The following is a 14,098-nucleotide window of genomic DNA, read 5'->3' on the forward strand; positions in this document are numbered from 1 at the left end:
CTATTTAGGGCACCCGATCTGGCATCAGCGTCGCCACTGCCTCTGCGCTGGCGTCCGCACCTGACAGCAACAGATACTGCCCGTTCTGTAACGTCGCGGCGCTCGCCACGACGACGGCCCGCTTCGGGCAGATGCCAAGACAGCTCGTCAGCACCACGCGTGGACTTTTCACGTCCTGCTTGGCGCTGCGGCGTTTCAAATCCGACTTGAGCGATTTGCGCAGTGCCTTGCCGTCATCAATGCGACCCAAGCATTTCTTGCAGACAAGAACGGGTGACGCGCGGCGCAAGCGGGCGGTGACGACGGGTTTACTGGCCATTCCTGTTATATAGAAACCGCCTGCTGCATTGCGATCACCCCGACCGGCGGTTGCTGGTGTTCTGCGTGAGATTGCCGTGCGCCGCCTGCTCACGAATATTGTGCTTCTCGTCGTCGCGATGACCCTTGGTGTTATCGAGCGTAACCTTCGGCGCGCTGCCAGGTCCCTTGTCGCTGCAGTTATCTTCGGGAACGGGCTGGATGTGCTTGGTCATCGGGAATCTCCCTTGCAGATCGGGAGAAAACGCAGCCGCCCAAGCAGCGTTCCTTTCCCGGGCTCCGGCATATGAAATCACCGCCCGCCGTTGAACCTTCTGGCGCCATTGTTTGACGCATAAAACATTGAGTGGGGGCGCTGCATGAAAATCGCGTTGCTGATCTTGCTGGGTCTGGTTCTGGGGTTGCTCGGTGGAGCGGCCGTGGGGATCGGCGCCGGCGTTGCCTGGGTCGAATTGTTCAAGACCAGCAATTTCGAGGGCTATAGCGCCATGCTGGTGTTTTTCACCTTCATGCCCATTGGCGCACTCCTCGGCGCCGTCGGCGGGGCCCTTTTGTTTGGCATCATGGCCGCCCGCAACGGCGATGTCGCCATGGAACCGCTCCCCGTGCAGGACCACGAGCAGACATACCGGTAAGGTTATGCCGACGCCGCAATGCAGCTTAACGTTTTGGTGAGCAGCTCCTCACCACGAACATTTGTGCATTGCAAAATAAACCGTTGAATTTTAGCGAAATTATATTACTTCAGCTATCAAGCAATTTGTGCAGACCGCCCGGGCAACGTTGCCCCGGCGCGCAAGTGTTTCAACCATTTTCAGGACTATCCCAATGACAGAGCACAGCCTCTGGCGTTTCTCGCGCGCGTTGCATCGCGCCATCAACGAACGCCAGCTCGACCACCTCACCGACATCATCGACGACAATATTGAGTGGGCGGTCTACGGGCCGATCGACATGTTTCCGTTTCTCGGTGCGCGTCACGGCAAGGCGGCCGTGCTCGATGTCTGCAAGCAGATCGCCGACAATGTGCGGGTGCATCGCTTCGAGCGGGAGTCGATGATCCTTGGTGATGAGTCTGGCTCCGCAATGATGCGCTTCTCGCTGACCGCGCTGGATTCGAACCGCCCTATCAGCCTGCGGCTGGCGCAATTCGCGCAGTTCAAGGCCGGGCGTCTGACCAGCATGCGCGTGGTCGTGGATACGTTCGACTTGGTCGAACAGGCATTGGGCCGGCCCATCCATCTGCCGAAGATCGCCTGAGCAGCGCCGCGATTGCCAATCGCCACGTTCATCCCCAGCGAAATGTTGCAACGCCACAATTCCGCCGGGCCTGATGGTATTATGTGCCAATCGATCCGCGATCTTGCTGGGCAGTGGCACGATGGCTTCAGTCAAACCGACATATTGGGCGCTCATCGCGGCACTCGGCGGAACCGCGTTTGCCTTTCCGGCTCACGCGCAGAATCCTTGGCGCGGCCTCGTCGACGTTGCGCCGCCTCCCGGTGAAATAGAGCAGGTCGACACGGCAGCCACTCCTCCTGCTGACACCCCGGAACCCGACTGGAGCCTCTTGAACACCGACGATTCGCCGACAGCGAAGGCATCGCTCCGCGAGAAGCGCTCGTCGCTGATCGTCGGCAGCCCGTCGTCCAGCTGGACCAACAATGAGAGCAACGGCGCGTCCGCGCTCTCGGTCAAGCAGTCGGTTACGCCGTTCTGGGATACCCGCGTCGGCGCCGACATCAATGTCGCGCGGCAAAACGCGCCGCGCAGCGCAGCCGATGCCTACCGCAATCAGTTCGGCGACGGCACGGCGCAGGCCCAATCGGGCGGCGCAGCCTGGGCGGCCGCGACTGCTCCCGGCGTGGGCTCAATCTGGGACAAGACGGCGATCGAAGCACGTGTCGATCCGGGCGCGGATCAAACCAAACTGGGCACTTCGCTCAGCAAGTCGGTACCCATTGCCGGCGATCAGTATTCGCTGACGCTGCAAAGCGGCTACAACGTGATCCAGCAAGGCAGCATTCCAGCCATTGGTTACAACGGTCGCCCCACGCGAAGCTACGAGACCGATCAGCTCGCGCGCTTCAACATCACCGATACCGGCACCAGCTTCATCGCAGGGCAATCGCTCGCCACCACCGACGACAAATGGCTGCGCAAATTCGGCGCGGAGCAGAAGCTGTTTGGCGGCGTCAACGTCTCCGGATCGATCAGCGAGACCGTTCAGGGCGTGACCAACAAGACGTTCTCGGCAGGCTTCAAGCATAGTTGGTGAATTAAGTTTTAATACACTTTGCCAGACGATTGCCGGCAAAGATCGGCGCCCTGCCGCATATTCGCCGCTATCTCGTCAAAATCCACTGCGCAGATGTACACGTAAATTTGTCATGCGGGGGACCGCGCTCGCTCATTGTGAAGTCCGCTTCACACAAACAAGGAAGAGCTGATGAGTGCCATTCGTTCAGAACAGACAGAAGCCAAAGATGACGACAGCAACCTCGCCGCTGTGTCTGAAGTCGAAGCGGGTATCCGCGACTTCGTGCGCAACGATATCGCTTACCTCCGTCGTCCGGTGCCTGGCATGGTGAACAACAGCAGTGAAACCACCACCGGCACCGAAGCGCCGCTGGAAGCGACGACCGAAGCGACCGTGAACAGCGTCAATTCGCTGATCCAGCGCGTCGCCGGCACCTCGCTCGGCGAGATCGAGAAACTGGTTTCCGAACTGGAGAGCCTCCGCGACCTGCTCCACGCCGAAGGCCAGCGCGTTCAGCGCGAGATCTCCGGCTATGCCCAGCTCAGCCAGGCCGCGATGAAGTCGACCCGCCTGATCGCCGACAACGTCGCGCAGTGGAAGCGTACCGCTGACGGTCTGCGTCACGACTGATCGGCACTAGACCACCCGAATCAAAAGCCGCCGCCCGAAAGGGCGGCGGCTTTTTCATGAGCTCGTTCAATTGAACTTTATTCGTTTTGTTCCCGACCAACGGTTACGCAGCACCTGCGAACTGCTTTTGGGGGAATCGATCCGTGGAGACCATTCGGCCGAACAACACCGATCCCATTCCGGCGCGCAATAACGCGCCCAGGATGGGCACCATTATCTTGCGTTTTGTCGGATTGCTGTTGGTGGCCGTGGCATTGCTCGCCTGGGCCTGGAGTCGCTGAGGTCGCGATCATCGACCCCGCTCACGAAAAAACCCGCGCAGTTCGGCGCGGGTCTGGTTAGCAACTCGTAAAAATTACTCGCTGACGACCGCGCTGCTCTCGAGCGTATAGGCGCCGTCGGCATAACCCTTGACCACCATGCACGTGGCCAGCATCACCGCAAGCGTCACGCTCGCGAAGATGAAGCCCACAAATTTCAATCCGGTGCGGTCAGCCATTGTCGTCCCCAAAATCGTCCTACGAAGTGTCGTCTCGGTCGTCATACCCGTGAGTCGCAGATCACGCTCACAAGGTTCAGAACCCCTTAACAGAGCTAGGGTTCCATCGATAAAGTTTGAAATGGTTAAGCCGCGTCGCCCCGTTGCGGCAGGAAGACCGAACCGAGGAAGCTGTAGACCTCCTCGCCGCGCTGATTAACGGCAACGTTCCTCGACTGCAAGATCCCCCAACCCGGACGCGTCGCGGTCGCGCGTACGGACACGACCTCGCTGCTATAGGTCAGGGTATCGCCGGCGAGAACAGGCCGGGTCCAGCGCAAATCACGAAAACCGGGAGATGGGCCGCCGACTGGAGGCTCTTCGCCACGCGCCTCTGCCTCCGCCTTTGCGCGCTGGCCATCGGCGACCAGCAACTTCATGCACACCGACGCCACGTGCCAGCCCGACGCAGCGAGACCCCCGAATAGCGATTTGCGGCCGGCCTCTTCATCGAGATGGAACGGTTGCGGATCGAATTGCCTGGCAAACGCCTTGATCGACTCCGCGGTGAACGTGAACGAGCCGAGCTCACGGCGCATACCGATTTGGATGTCTTCCAGATAGCGCATGCTGCGACCCTAGTTCCCGGAGGCGGGTTCACGCACCCCGATCATGATCGGGGTGATCATCTCGGAAATCGTCTGCCCCTTGGCATTGCGTGTGCTGAACTTGAATTTAACGATGCCCAAGGTCGGCCGGCTTTGCGATACGCGCGCCTCGACCACTTCGACATCCAGCGTCAGGTCGTCGCCGGGGCGAAACGGCGCGAGCCATCGCATCTGATCCACACCCGGCGAGCCCATCGATGCGGTCTTGTGCAGAAACCCGTCATAGATCATCCGCATCATCAGCGAGCACATGTGCCAGCCGGAGCCGGATAGTCCTTTGAGCATCGATGCGCTTGCGGCAACTTCATCGAGATGCATCGGCTGCGGATCGTATTCTTTCGCATAGGCGATAATCTCGTCGCGCGTAATATGGCGCGGCCCGAAGGTCCCGAAGTGGCCGGGCTTAAAATCTTCAAATGTCAGGGTCATAATGGGGAATGCCGTCGAGGAAGCCTGATTGTGGCCGTTATTTGCAGCAATCTCAACCCGGTCGCTTGCATGGCTTTCCCGCGATCCTGCCCGTCAATGTGGTCGGGCCGGGGATATTTGAAGCCGTTTCTCAATGCAATTGAATTTGTCACTCATCTACACGGCGGGGGATTTCACCGATGTTCGAATTTCGCGATCTGTTTCAGTGGGACCGTTTCATTACGCCCACCATCATCAAGACGTTCTACTGGCTGGTGATCGCACTGATCATTCTGTTCGGCATTTCCGGGATCTTTTCCGGTCTCGCCGCAATGGCCATCAGCCCGTTCGGCGGTTTCGTCCTCGTGATGTCGAGCCTCGCCAGTGTGATCGTCGGAATCATCTTCGCACGCATTGCGGCTGAGTTCGTTCTGATCGTGTTCCGCATCAACGAACACCTCGGCGCGCTACGGGATCAGGGGCAAAACCTCGGGCAGGATCACGGCCACGGCCAGCAGTACTGAGCGTTAATTCTCTCCGCCGTCATTGCGAGGAGCCCTTGCGACGAAGCAATCCAGTCTTCGCTTGTGGCTGCTGGATTGCCGCGTCGCTTCGCTCCTCGAAACGACGGGGAGAGGACTGAGAATATCTTACGTGTTGAACCGGAAATGCAGCACGTCGCCGTCAGCGACGACATATTCCTTGCCTTCCAGCCGCAGCTTGCCGCCATCGCGCGCGCCGGCTTCGCCGCCGAGCCTGACATAGTCGTCATAGCCGATGGTTTCCGCGCGGATGAAGCCCTTCTCGAAATCCGTGTGAATCACGGCTGCAGCCTGCGGTGCCTTGGTGCCCTGGGTGATGGTCCAGGCACGGGCTTCCTTTGGGCCGACGGTGAAGTAGGTGATGAGGTGCAGCAGCGAATAGCCTGCACGGATCAGGCGATCGAGGCCCGCTTCTTCAAGCCCGAGCGTATCGAGGAATTCCACGCGTTCGGCACGTGACAGCGTCGCGATCTCGGATTCGATCTTGGCGGAGATGGCGACCGCAACAGCGCCCTCCTTCGCAGCATGTTCTGCAACCCGCTTCGAGTATTCGTTGCCTTCGCCAGCCGCGCCTTCTTCGACGTTGCAGACATAGAGAACAGGCTTGGAGGTCAGCAAGCCGAGCATGCCGAACGCGCGCTCTTCCTCGGGCTTGCGCTCGAGAAAACGAGTCGGCTTGCCGTCGCGCAGCAGCACCAAAGCGCGCTGGACCAGATCGAGCTGTTCCTTGGCGTCCTTGTCGTTGCCCTTGGCCTTCTTGGTCAGGTTGTCGATGCGCTTCTCGCAGGAATCCAGATCCGCGAGCATCAGCTCGGTCTCGATGATCTCGATGTCGGCGAGCGGATCGATCTTGCCTTCGACATGGGTGATGTCGTCATCGATGAAGCAACGCACCACATGCGCGACGGCATCGACTTCGCGGATCGTGGCGAGGAACTGGTTGCCAAGGCCTTCGCCCTTCGACGCGCCTTTCACCAGGCCCGCAATGTCCACGAAGGTCAGGCGCGTCGGGATGATCTGCTGCGACTTGCCGATCTCGGACAATTTGTCGAGCCGCTTGTCCGGCACCGCGACTTCACCGACATTCGGCTCGATGGTGCAGAACGGATAGTTCGCAGCCTGCGCCGCGGCAGTTTCGGTGAGCGCATTGAACAGCGTCGATTTGCCGACATTCGGCAGTCCGACGATCCCGCATTTGAATCCCATGACCCTGTCCTAATTCTTCGACGGCTTCTCAGCGGAGCCGTTGTCGTCCTTCGACGTGAAACCCTTGGCCTGCATCGTCAGATGCACCTTGTTCTGAAACGACGAGTCCTGACCACCGACCAGCAGGCCGACATGGTCCGACACCGCATCGTTGAACGCTTCGAGCTGAGGCCGTTCGGCCTTGGCGAAATCGCTCAGCACGTGATTATGTACCAGCTCCTTGGCACCGGGATGTCCGATGCCGAGGCGAATGCGCCGATAGTCGTTGCCCACATGCGCGGAGATCGAGCGCAAACCGTTATGTCCGGCAATGCCGCCGCCGACCTTCACGCGCACTTTCGCGAATGGCAGTTCGAGCTCGTCATGAAACGCGGCGATGTCGCCGAGTGAAATCTTCAAATAGGCGGACGCTTCCTGCACCGAGCGGCCGGACTCGTTCATGAAGGTCATGGGCTTCAGCAGGATGACGCGCTCACCAGACAGCGTGCCTTCCGAGGTCTCGCCCTGAAAGCGACGGCGCCACGGTCCAAAACCGTGACGCCGCGCGATATCATCGAGAACCATGAACCCGATATTGTGCCGGTTGCCCTGGTATTTGGCACCAGGGTTTCCGAGTCCAACAAAGAGAAGCATGACGCGGAGCTCCGCGCCGGATTACTTCTTCTTCGCCGGAGCGGCGGCAGCGGCCGGAGCCTTGGCACCAGCGGCGGGGGCCTTGGCGCCGGCAGCCGGAGCCTTGGCACCAGCAGCGGCGGGAGCCGCAGCAGCGGCCGCAGGGGTCGCAGCTTCTTCACCGTAGCCCGACGGCGGCACGATGGTGACCAGCGTCAGGTCGGCATCGCGCGCCAGCGTCTTCACGCCCTTCGGCAGAACAACGTCGGTGATGTGCAGCGACGTGCCGATATCGAGCTGGCCGACATCAACTTCGAGGAACTGCGGAATGCTCTCGGCTTCGGCTTCCAGTTCGATCGTGTGGGTCACGATGTTGATGGTGCCACCACGCTTCACGCCCGGAGCGCCTTCAGCGCCCTTGATGTGCAGCGGAACGCTGACGCGGATGGTCGCGCCTTCGCCGAGGCGGAGGAAGTCGACGTGGAGCGGGAAGTCCTTGACCGGATCGAGGTGGAAGTCGCGCGGAATCACGCGGTGCTTCTTGCCCTCGAGTTCGATGTCGTAAATCGTGGTGAGGAACCGGCCAGCCAGAATGCGCTGACGCAGTTCGGCATCATTCACCGAAATCGCCACGGGGGGCTTGTTGTCACCATAGATCACTCCGGGCACTCGGCCGGCGCGACGCTCTGCCCGTGCGGCCCCCTTGCCGCCGACCGGACGTGAGGTCGCCTTCAATTCCTTGACGGTCGCCATCGTTTAAGTCCTTGTTTTCTAAAAGTTAAAGGCCGCAATGCGGCCCGTTTTCACGCTGCAGCAAGCCTCCAGGGGTGCGGGGGCTGCGGACGTGGGCGGCTTCTACCGCCGAAACGCCAAAAAGACAAGGAAATGACGGGCTTTTTCTTCGTCTGCGGAGCCCTTCCAGGGGCCTATTTTAGCCATTTGTGAACAGGCAGCCGATGTCCGGCGCGCCGTGCAGGCCACCGGCAGGGCTTCCGCTCAGCCGCCGAGCTTGGCTTCCAGCGCTGCAATCCGGGCCTTCAGCGCCTCGTTCTCCTCGCGGGCGAGCCGGGCCATATCCTTGACCGCCTCGAACTCCTCACGCTTCACGATATCGAGGTCGCGCAGGATCTTCTCAGCCTGGTTGCGCACAACCGTATCGACCTCGCGCTTGACGCCCTGGGCCGCGCCGGCGGCATCATTCATCAGGCGGCCGATCTCGTCGAAGAACCGATTGTTGGTCTGGGTCATGGCAAGAACTCCGGTCGGATGAACAAACACGCGGGATTAAGTTGTAGATCGACAATGGCGATCCCGGCCGCGCAGTTCAAGTATCGCCTGCTTTTGGCGTTCACAACTGCAGAAGTCCCTTAATTCGTCACATGCCAATGCTTTACTGGCGCCATCGGGAGCCGTAAGCCCACCACATGCCATTCCTGACCATCGCCTTCCCCGTTTTCGATCCGGTCGCCATAGCGCTCGGCCCGATTGTCATTCGCTGGTACGCGCTGGCCTATATCGGCGGCATCGTGCTCGGCTGGATCTATGCCCGCGCACTGATCAAGAGCACGAAACTGTGGGGCGCGCCCTCACCGATCTCCCTGCTGGATTTCGACGACTTCATCCTCTGGGTGACGATTGGCATCATTGTCGGCGGCCGCACCGGCTATGTGCTGTTCTACAATCTGGATTTCTTCATCGCCCACCCTGCCGAGATCTTTGAGCTCTGGAAGGGCGGCATGTCGTTCCATGGCGGCTTCATGGGCTGCGTCTTTGCCGTGTTTCTGTTCTGCTGGAAGCGTGGCCTGTCGGTGCTGTCGCTCGGCGACATCACCTGCGCGGTCGGCCCGATCGGACTCTTGCTCGGGCGCCTCGCCAATTTCATCAACAGTGAATTGTGGGGCCGCCACGCCGACGCCAGCGTGCCATGGGCGATGGTGTTCCCCAATGGCGGGCCGCTACCGCGCCATCCCAGCCAGCTCTATGAAGCTGGCCTCGAAGGCATCGTACTGTTTTTGATTCTGGCCCTGATGATCCGGGCCGGTGCGTTGAAGCGCCCCGGCCTGATCCTCGGCGCCTTCATCTTTTTTTATGCGCTGGCGCGTATTACAGGAGAATTCTTCCGCGAGCCGGACCCACAACTCGGATTTCTGTGGGGTGGGCTCACCATGGGCATGCTGCTCTCCGTGCCGATGATATTTGTGGGACTCGTTTTGATGGTGCGCGCCTGGCGAAAGCCGCAGGCATCGCTCGAATTGAGCCCAGGCAAGAAGGCCTGATGTGACCGACCAATCGCCGCTGCAGGATGAAATCAAGCGCCTGATCAAGTCCACCGGACCCATGCCGGTGTGGCGCTACATGCAGCTGTGCCTGACCCATCCGCAACACGGCTACTACATTTCGCGCGATCCGCTCGGTCGCGAGGGTGACTTCACCACGTCGCCCGAAGTCAGCCAGATGTTCGGCGAGCTGCTCGGCCTGTGGTCGGCCTCGGTCTGGCGGGCCATGGCCGCGCCGCCTTTTGTGCACCTGATCGAACTTGGCCCCGGCCGCGGCACCATGATGGCCGACGCGCTCCGTGCCCTGCGCGTGCTGCCGCCGCTGTATCAGGCGCTCAACGTGCATCTCGTTGAAATCAATCCGGTGCTGCGCGAGAAGCAGAAGGCGACGCTGTCCGGCGCCCGCAACATCACCTGGCACGACAGTATCGAAACCGTCCCCGCGGGTCCGTCGATCATCCTTGCCAATGAATATTTCGACGTCCTGCCGATCCATCAGGCCGTGAAGCGCGAAGGCGGTTGGCACGAGCGCATGGTGGATATCGACAGCAACGGCCAGCTGATGTTCAGCGCATCAACTGATCCACTGCCGCGCTTCGACGTGCTGCTGCCGCCACTGGTGCGCGCAGCCCCTGTCGGCGCGGTGTTCGAATGGCGACCCGATACCGAGATGATGAAGATTGCCAGCCGCGTCCGCGACGAAGGCGGCGCGGCTCTGATCATCGACTACGGTCATGTCCGTAGCGATGCCGGCGACACCCTGCAGGCCATCGCGCAGCACAGCTATGCCGATCCGCTGAAGAATCCCGGCATGGCCGATATCACCGCGCATGTGGATTTCCAGGCGCTCGGCCGGGCAGCAGAGGATGTCGGCGCACGCGTCCACGGGCCGGTGACGCAGGGCGAATTCCTCAAGCGTCTCGGCATCGAGACGCGCGCGCTGACCCTGATGGCCAAGGCCACGCCGGAAGTTTCCGAAACCGTCTCGGGCGCACTGAAACGCCTGATCGACAGCGGCCGCGGCGGCATGGGCTCGATGTTCAAGGTGGTCGGCATCTCCGATCCCAATATCGACACGCTGGTGGCGCTGAGCGATGACACCGGCATAGAGACCCCGACATCATGACTTTCATATCACCTTTGCTGTCAGCCATTCCCGGCCTGCGCCACGCGTTCTTCACGCGCGACGGCGGCGTCTCCGAAGGCATCTATGCCGGCCTTAATGGCGGGCTCGGATCGAACGACGATCCTGCGCATGTGGCCGAGAACCGCCGGCGCATGGCGGCGGAGATGGGCGTCGCCCCCCTGCACTTCCTCACCGCCTATCAGGTCCATTCGCCCGATGTCGCCGTCGCCACGGCACCGTGGAATGGAGATTCACGGCCGCGCGTCGATGCCATGGTGACGAAGGTCGAGGGCCTGGCGCTCGGCGTCACGACGGCCGATTGCGGACCGGTGCTGTTTGCCGATCCCAAGGCCCGCGTCATCGGTGCCGCCCATGCCGGCTGGAAGGGCGCCTTCACCGGCGTGCTCGAGGCCACCATCGCGGAGATGGAAAAACTCGGCGCGGATCGTTCCGACATTGTGGTCGCGATTGGTCCGCTGATCCGCCAGCCAAGCTATGAGGTCGGGGCCGAATTCGTTGAACGCTTCACGCAGTCCGACGCTGGCTTCGCCCGGTTCTTCATTCCCTCGACCCGCGCCGGTCATGCCATGTTCGATCTCGGCGGCTTCATCCGGATGCGGCTGGAGCGCGCCGGCATTGCCATTATCGATGACACCGGCATCGACACCTATCCCGACAACAACCTGTTCAGCTATCGCCGGTCGGTGCATCGAAACGAGCCGGATTATGGCCGCCAGATCCACGCCATCGTGCTTGAGCGGTAACTCGCGCGTTGACGCGCCGTTATCCTTAACGCGGCCGAACTGCCTCAAACTGAACGCGAATTGTCGGAGAGCGGTGACCGTTTCGGTCACCCTGGAAAGACCTGTGGCCGCGCTGCCCTAGACCTTAACGCATTTTAACGATATCGCTCGACCTGTCCGGCGCCGCTTGCGGCAAACGGACGGAAGTCGGGACGCCCTATGCGATTTTCTGCCCTTACGACCGATCGAGCCAGACCGCGCCTGATCCAGGCTGCGCTGTTGCTGACCGTAGCGTTTGGGCTTGCCGGCTGCGCCAATGTCCCCAATTCGGGCGGCGCCATGAACGCGCAGGCCAGCCTTTCCACCGCCTCCGGCCCGACGATCGCGTTCGAATCCATCGACGGACCGCCGCCGCAGGTCTTCGACCGCATGGTCAACCTTCTGGATAGTGAAGCGCGCCTGCGCAACCTTGCGGTTGTATCGCGCAAGGACAGCGCGGCTTTTCGGGTCCGCAGCTACCTCTCGGCCCAGGTTCGCGGCGGCCAGACCTCGATCGCCTGGGTGTGGGATGTCTATGACCGCGACCAGAACCGTGCTCTGCGCCTGAGCGGCGAGGAACAGGCCGGCAAAGGCGGCCGCGACGCCTGGGCTACTGCCGACGACCTTGTCTTGCGGCGGATCGCGCAAGCGGGGCTCACCGGCCTCAATGGCATGATCAACGGCACCACGCCCGGCGAGCAGCCGCCTGCGCCAAGTGGCAACGGACCTGCCATCGCCAGTACCGATGAATTGCCCGTGCAGGCCACCGCATTTGCCGAGACGCGCTGACTTCAGTTCACGTTAAGCAGAGGCCCGTTTTTACGCAGGAAAACAGCGGCCCACGGGTTGCCAGCGGACGGCCGTCCTTGATATCACCTCGCTCAGCTAGACGAGTTCTTGTGGGTAATCCGATATGCTGAACGTTGTATCCACCAAGCCGCGGGGAGACGCGTCGATGTCGGCCAAGAACGGTTCGATCAAACTGGTCGCCGGTAATTCCAATCCTGTCCTCGCGCAGGAAATCGCGACCTCGCTGAATATCCCGCTGACCAAGGCCAGCGTCCGGCGCTTCGCCGATATGGAAATCTTCGTCGAGATCCAGGAAAACGTCCGCGGCTCCGACGTCTTCATTCTTCAATCCACGTCGTTCCCGACCAACGACCATCTGATGGAATTGCTGATCATCACCGATGCGCTGCGCCGCGCTTCCGCGCGCCGCATCACCGCGGTGATCCCCTATTTCGGCTACGCTCGCCAGGACCGCAAGGCCGGTGGCCGCACCCCGATCTCGGCCAAGCTGGTCGCCAACATGATCACCCATGCCGGCGCCGACCGCGTCATGACGCTCGACCTGCATGCCGGCCAGATCCAGGGCTTCTTCGATATCCCGACCGACAACCTCTATGCCGCGCCGTTGATGGTGCGCGACATCAAGGAGAAGTTCGATCTCGCCAATGTGATGGTGGTTTCGCCTGACGTCGGCGGCGTCGCCCGTGCCCGCGGCCTTGCCAAACGCATCAACGCGCCGCTCGCCATCGTCGACAAGCGCCGCGAACGCCCCGGTGAATCCGAAGTGATGAACGTGATTGGCGACGTCGCCGGCTACACCTGCATCCTGATCGACGACATCGTCGACTCCGGCGGCACGCTGGTGAACGCCGCCGATGCGCTACTCAAATACGGCGCCAAGGACGTCTCCGCCTATCTCACCCATGGCGTCTTGAGCGGCGGCGCCGCCGCGCGCATCGCCAACTCCAAGCTCAAGGAATTGGTGATCACTGACTCGATCCAGCCCACGGAAGCCGTGAGCAAGTCACCGAACATCCGCGTGCTCTCGGTTGCCTCGCTGATCGCCGAAGCGATCGGCCGCACCGCATCGGAAGAGTCGGTATCGAGCCTGTTCGACTAAGGCTCGCGCTTCTATACGATCCCCGCGGCCACCTGCCCGCGCAGACGCTCCAGACTGAGCAGCGTCTCGGCGCAGGCTGCCGCGACCTTGAGGCCGCTCTCCGCAAAGTGCTTGCGGAAGAATGCCGCCCGCTCTTCCGTCTCGTGAAAATCCTCCGGCGCCGTCACGGCCGAGAATACGGGGATCTCGGTACGTAGCTGCACATCCATCAGCGCACGGATGACCGTGTCCGCCACGAAGCCGCGGGTGCCGCTGTCGACCACGAGGCCGGCCGCGACGATGGCCGTATAACGCCGCGTCTTGGCCAGCACCTGGACATGCAGCGGGATCTCGAACGAGCCGGGCACTTCAAACAGATCGACCTGCGACGAGCTGATATGGCGCACCTCGATCTCACTCAGAAACGACTCCCAACAAGGCGCAACAATGTCGCGATGCCAGGATGACTGCACGAAGGCGACGCGCTGCGGCTTGGCAAAGCGCGGATGCTGGACTGCGGATGACTCGGAGGTGGTGTCGTTCATGGCCTGATACTTTCGTTACGGCCAAACTATGCCGAAACCGAACCAGCCCAGCAAGGCCGTCCACAGGCTGTATCGGGCCCCAACAGGACTCCTGCGAGGCCGGGAAAGCTTTCGGGCCCCGCGGCGGAATCAATAGTTACCACCCCAACCGGACTCGTGGCGCGCGAGGGCGCACCGCACAGACTCGCAATCCGGGAATCCGATTCCGGTTTGTTCTCATTGCGGCGAGATGACCTGTGGATGAGGGCCGGTTTGTCTGTGGATGGATTCGTGGTGCCGTTGCGCAGATTCAGCAAATCACATCACTTCAAACTCGCAAGGTCTGGACGAATAGAACTTGCAGCCTGCAGCGACGCTCC

21 protein-coding genes are annotated in these 14,098 nt (G+C 61.4%); 11 read left to right on the forward strand and 10 right to left on the reverse strand.

From position 1 onward, the window contains the following. Positions 1-4 precede the first annotated feature (4 nt). Together AB7951_RS21935 and AB7951_RS21940 are read right to left on the reverse strand one after the other, a co-directional pair. Positions 5-250, reverse strand: a complete 246-nt coding sequence (locus AB7951_RS21935; RefSeq protein ID WP_439062346.1) for a (2Fe-2S) ferredoxin domain-containing protein — start codon at positions 248-250, stop codon at positions 5-7. 103 nt (positions 251-353) lie between these two features. Then, complete coding sequence (locus tag AB7951_RS21940; protein ID WP_089261775.1) at positions 354-533, reverse strand: hypothetical protein; 180 nt, start codon at positions 531-533, stop codon at positions 354-356. Positions 534-677: 144 nt separating this feature from the next. On the opposite strand from AB7951_RS21940, the gene AB7951_RS21945 reads away from it, so the two are divergent. The 5 genes from AB7951_RS21945 (at position 678) to AB7951_RS21965 (ending at position 3,489) form a co-directional block, all read left to right on the forward strand. Then, positions 678-953, forward strand: a complete 276-nt coding sequence (locus AB7951_RS21945; RefSeq protein ID WP_309947258.1) for a hypothetical protein — start codon at positions 678-680, stop codon at positions 951-953. Between the two features lie 193 nt (positions 954-1,146). Next, a complete protein-coding gene (locus AB7951_RS21950; protein ID WP_068731173.1) occupies positions 1,147-1,578 on the forward strand; it encodes a nuclear transport factor 2 family protein in 432 nt (143 codons plus the stop codon). 121 nt (positions 1,579-1,699) lie between these two features. Then, the gene (locus tag AB7951_RS21955; RefSeq protein ID WP_439066174.1) at positions 1,700-2,596 is read left to right on the forward strand and encodes a hypothetical protein; all 897 of its coding nucleotides are present in this window, start codon (positions 1,700-1,702) and stop codon (positions 2,594-2,596) included. A 171-nt stretch (positions 2,597-2,767) separates the two neighbouring features. After that, positions 2,768-3,208, forward strand: coding sequence for a hypothetical protein (locus AB7951_RS21960; protein WP_089261783.1), 441 nt, complete (start codon positions 2,768-2,770; stop codon positions 3,206-3,208). A gap of 143 nt (positions 3,209-3,351) precedes the next feature. Further along, positions 3,352-3,489 carry a hypothetical protein gene (locus tag AB7951_RS21965; RefSeq protein WP_184513817.1) on the forward strand — a complete coding sequence of 46 codons (138 nt, stop codon included), beginning with the start codon at positions 3,352-3,354 and terminating at the stop codon, positions 3,487-3,489. A gap of 74 nt (positions 3,490-3,563) precedes the next feature. Here the strand turns inward: AB7951_RS21965 and AB7951_RS21970 are convergent, their stop codons facing one another. The 3 genes from AB7951_RS21970 to AB7951_RS21980 all read right to left on the reverse strand — a co-directional run bounded on the left by AB7951_RS21970 (position 3,564) and on the right by AB7951_RS21980 (position 4,783). Then, positions 3,564-3,707 (reverse strand): hypothetical protein, encoded by a 144-nt coding sequence (locus AB7951_RS21970; RefSeq protein ID WP_170849743.1) that lies wholly within the window; start codon positions 3,705-3,707, stop codon positions 3,564-3,566. Positions 3,708-3,832: 125 nt separating this feature from the next. Beyond that, positions 3,833-4,315 carry a MaoC family dehydratase gene (locus AB7951_RS21975; protein WP_439062344.1) on the reverse strand — a complete coding sequence of 161 codons (483 nt, stop codon included), beginning with the start codon at positions 4,313-4,315 and terminating at the stop codon, positions 3,833-3,835. A gap of 9 nt (positions 4,316-4,324) precedes the next feature. Beyond that, positions 4,325-4,783: a MaoC family dehydratase gene (locus tag AB7951_RS21980; protein WP_089261787.1), complete on the reverse strand. Its 459-nt coding sequence runs from the start codon at positions 4,781-4,783 to the stop codon at positions 4,325-4,327. A 179-nt stretch (positions 4,784-4,962) separates the two neighbouring features. Here AB7951_RS21980 and AB7951_RS21985 point away from each other — a divergent pair, with 179 nt between their 5' ends. After that, entirely contained in the window at positions 4,963-5,286 is a 324-nt protein-coding gene (locus tag AB7951_RS21985; protein WP_068731168.1) for a DUF4282 domain-containing protein, read from the forward strand. Positions 5,287-5,412: 126 nt separating this feature from the next. Here AB7951_RS21985 and ychF read toward each other — a convergent pair whose 3' ends face one another. The 4 genes from ychF to AB7951_RS22005 all read right to left on the reverse strand — a co-directional run bounded on the left by ychF (position 5,413) and on the right by AB7951_RS22005 (position 8,370). After that, positions 5,413-6,510 (reverse strand): redox-regulated ATPase YchF, encoded by a 1,098-nt coding sequence (gene ychF, locus AB7951_RS21990; protein WP_093759981.1) that lies wholly within the window; start codon positions 6,508-6,510, stop codon positions 5,413-5,415. A 9-nt stretch (positions 6,511-6,519) separates the two neighbouring features. Continuing rightward, complete coding sequence (gene pth, locus AB7951_RS21995) at positions 6,520-7,143, reverse strand: aminoacyl-tRNA hydrolase (RefSeq protein WP_089261791.1); 624 nt, start codon at positions 7,141-7,143, stop codon at positions 6,520-6,522. 21 nt (positions 7,144-7,164) lie between these two features. Continuing rightward, positions 7,165-7,875, reverse strand: a complete 711-nt coding sequence (locus tag AB7951_RS22000) for a 50S ribosomal protein L25/general stress protein Ctc (protein ID WP_068731165.1) — start codon at positions 7,873-7,875, stop codon at positions 7,165-7,167. A 243-nt stretch (positions 7,876-8,118) separates the two neighbouring features. Continuing rightward, positions 8,119-8,370, reverse strand: a complete 252-nt coding sequence (locus tag AB7951_RS22005; protein WP_089261793.1) for an accessory factor UbiK family protein — start codon at positions 8,368-8,370, stop codon at positions 8,119-8,121. 176 nt (positions 8,371-8,546) lie between these two features. Here AB7951_RS22005 and lgt point away from each other — a divergent pair, with 176 nt between their 5' ends. The 5 genes from lgt to AB7951_RS22030 all read left to right on the forward strand — a co-directional run bounded on the left by lgt (position 8,547) and on the right by AB7951_RS22030 (position 13,215). Next, positions 8,547-9,398, forward strand: a complete 852-nt coding sequence (lgt, locus tag AB7951_RS22010) for a prolipoprotein diacylglyceryl transferase (protein WP_439062343.1) — start codon at positions 8,547-8,549, stop codon at positions 9,396-9,398. A gap of 1 nt (position 9,399) precedes the next feature. Next, the gene (locus AB7951_RS22015) at positions 9,400-10,524 is read left to right on the forward strand and encodes a class I SAM-dependent methyltransferase (RefSeq protein WP_439062342.1); all 1,125 of its coding nucleotides are present in this window, start codon (positions 9,400-9,402) and stop codon (positions 10,522-10,524) included. Next, complete coding sequence (pgeF, locus tag AB7951_RS22020) at positions 10,521-11,288, forward strand: peptidoglycan editing factor PgeF (RefSeq protein WP_439062341.1); 768 nt, start codon at positions 10,521-10,523, stop codon at positions 11,286-11,288. The genes AB7951_RS22015 and pgeF overlap by 4 nt, the downstream gene beginning before the upstream one ends. 198 nt (positions 11,289-11,486) lie before the next feature. After that, entirely contained in the window at positions 11,487-12,095 is a 609-nt protein-coding gene (locus tag AB7951_RS22025) for a hypothetical protein (RefSeq protein ID WP_092139012.1), read from the forward strand. A 166-nt stretch (positions 12,096-12,261) separates the two neighbouring features. Further along, the gene (locus AB7951_RS22030; protein WP_089263589.1) at positions 12,262-13,215 is read left to right on the forward strand and encodes a ribose-phosphate pyrophosphokinase; all 954 of its coding nucleotides are present in this window, start codon (positions 12,262-12,264) and stop codon (positions 13,213-13,215) included. Positions 13,216-13,226: 11 nt separating this feature from the next. On the opposite strand, the gene AB7951_RS22035 is transcribed toward AB7951_RS22030, so the two are convergent. Continuing rightward, positions 13,227-13,739 (reverse strand): 6,7-dimethyl-8-ribityllumazine synthase, encoded by a 513-nt coding sequence (locus AB7951_RS22035; protein WP_320447009.1) that lies wholly within the window; start codon positions 13,737-13,739, stop codon positions 13,227-13,229. Positions 13,740-14,098 lie beyond the last annotated feature (359 nt).

Origin of the sequence: Tardiphaga sp. 285_C5_N1_2 (genome assembly GCF_052076065.1) — a bacterium.
GTDB classification, from domain to species: Bacteria; Pseudomonadota; Alphaproteobacteria; order Rhizobiales; family Xanthobacteraceae; genus Tardiphaga; species Tardiphaga robiniae.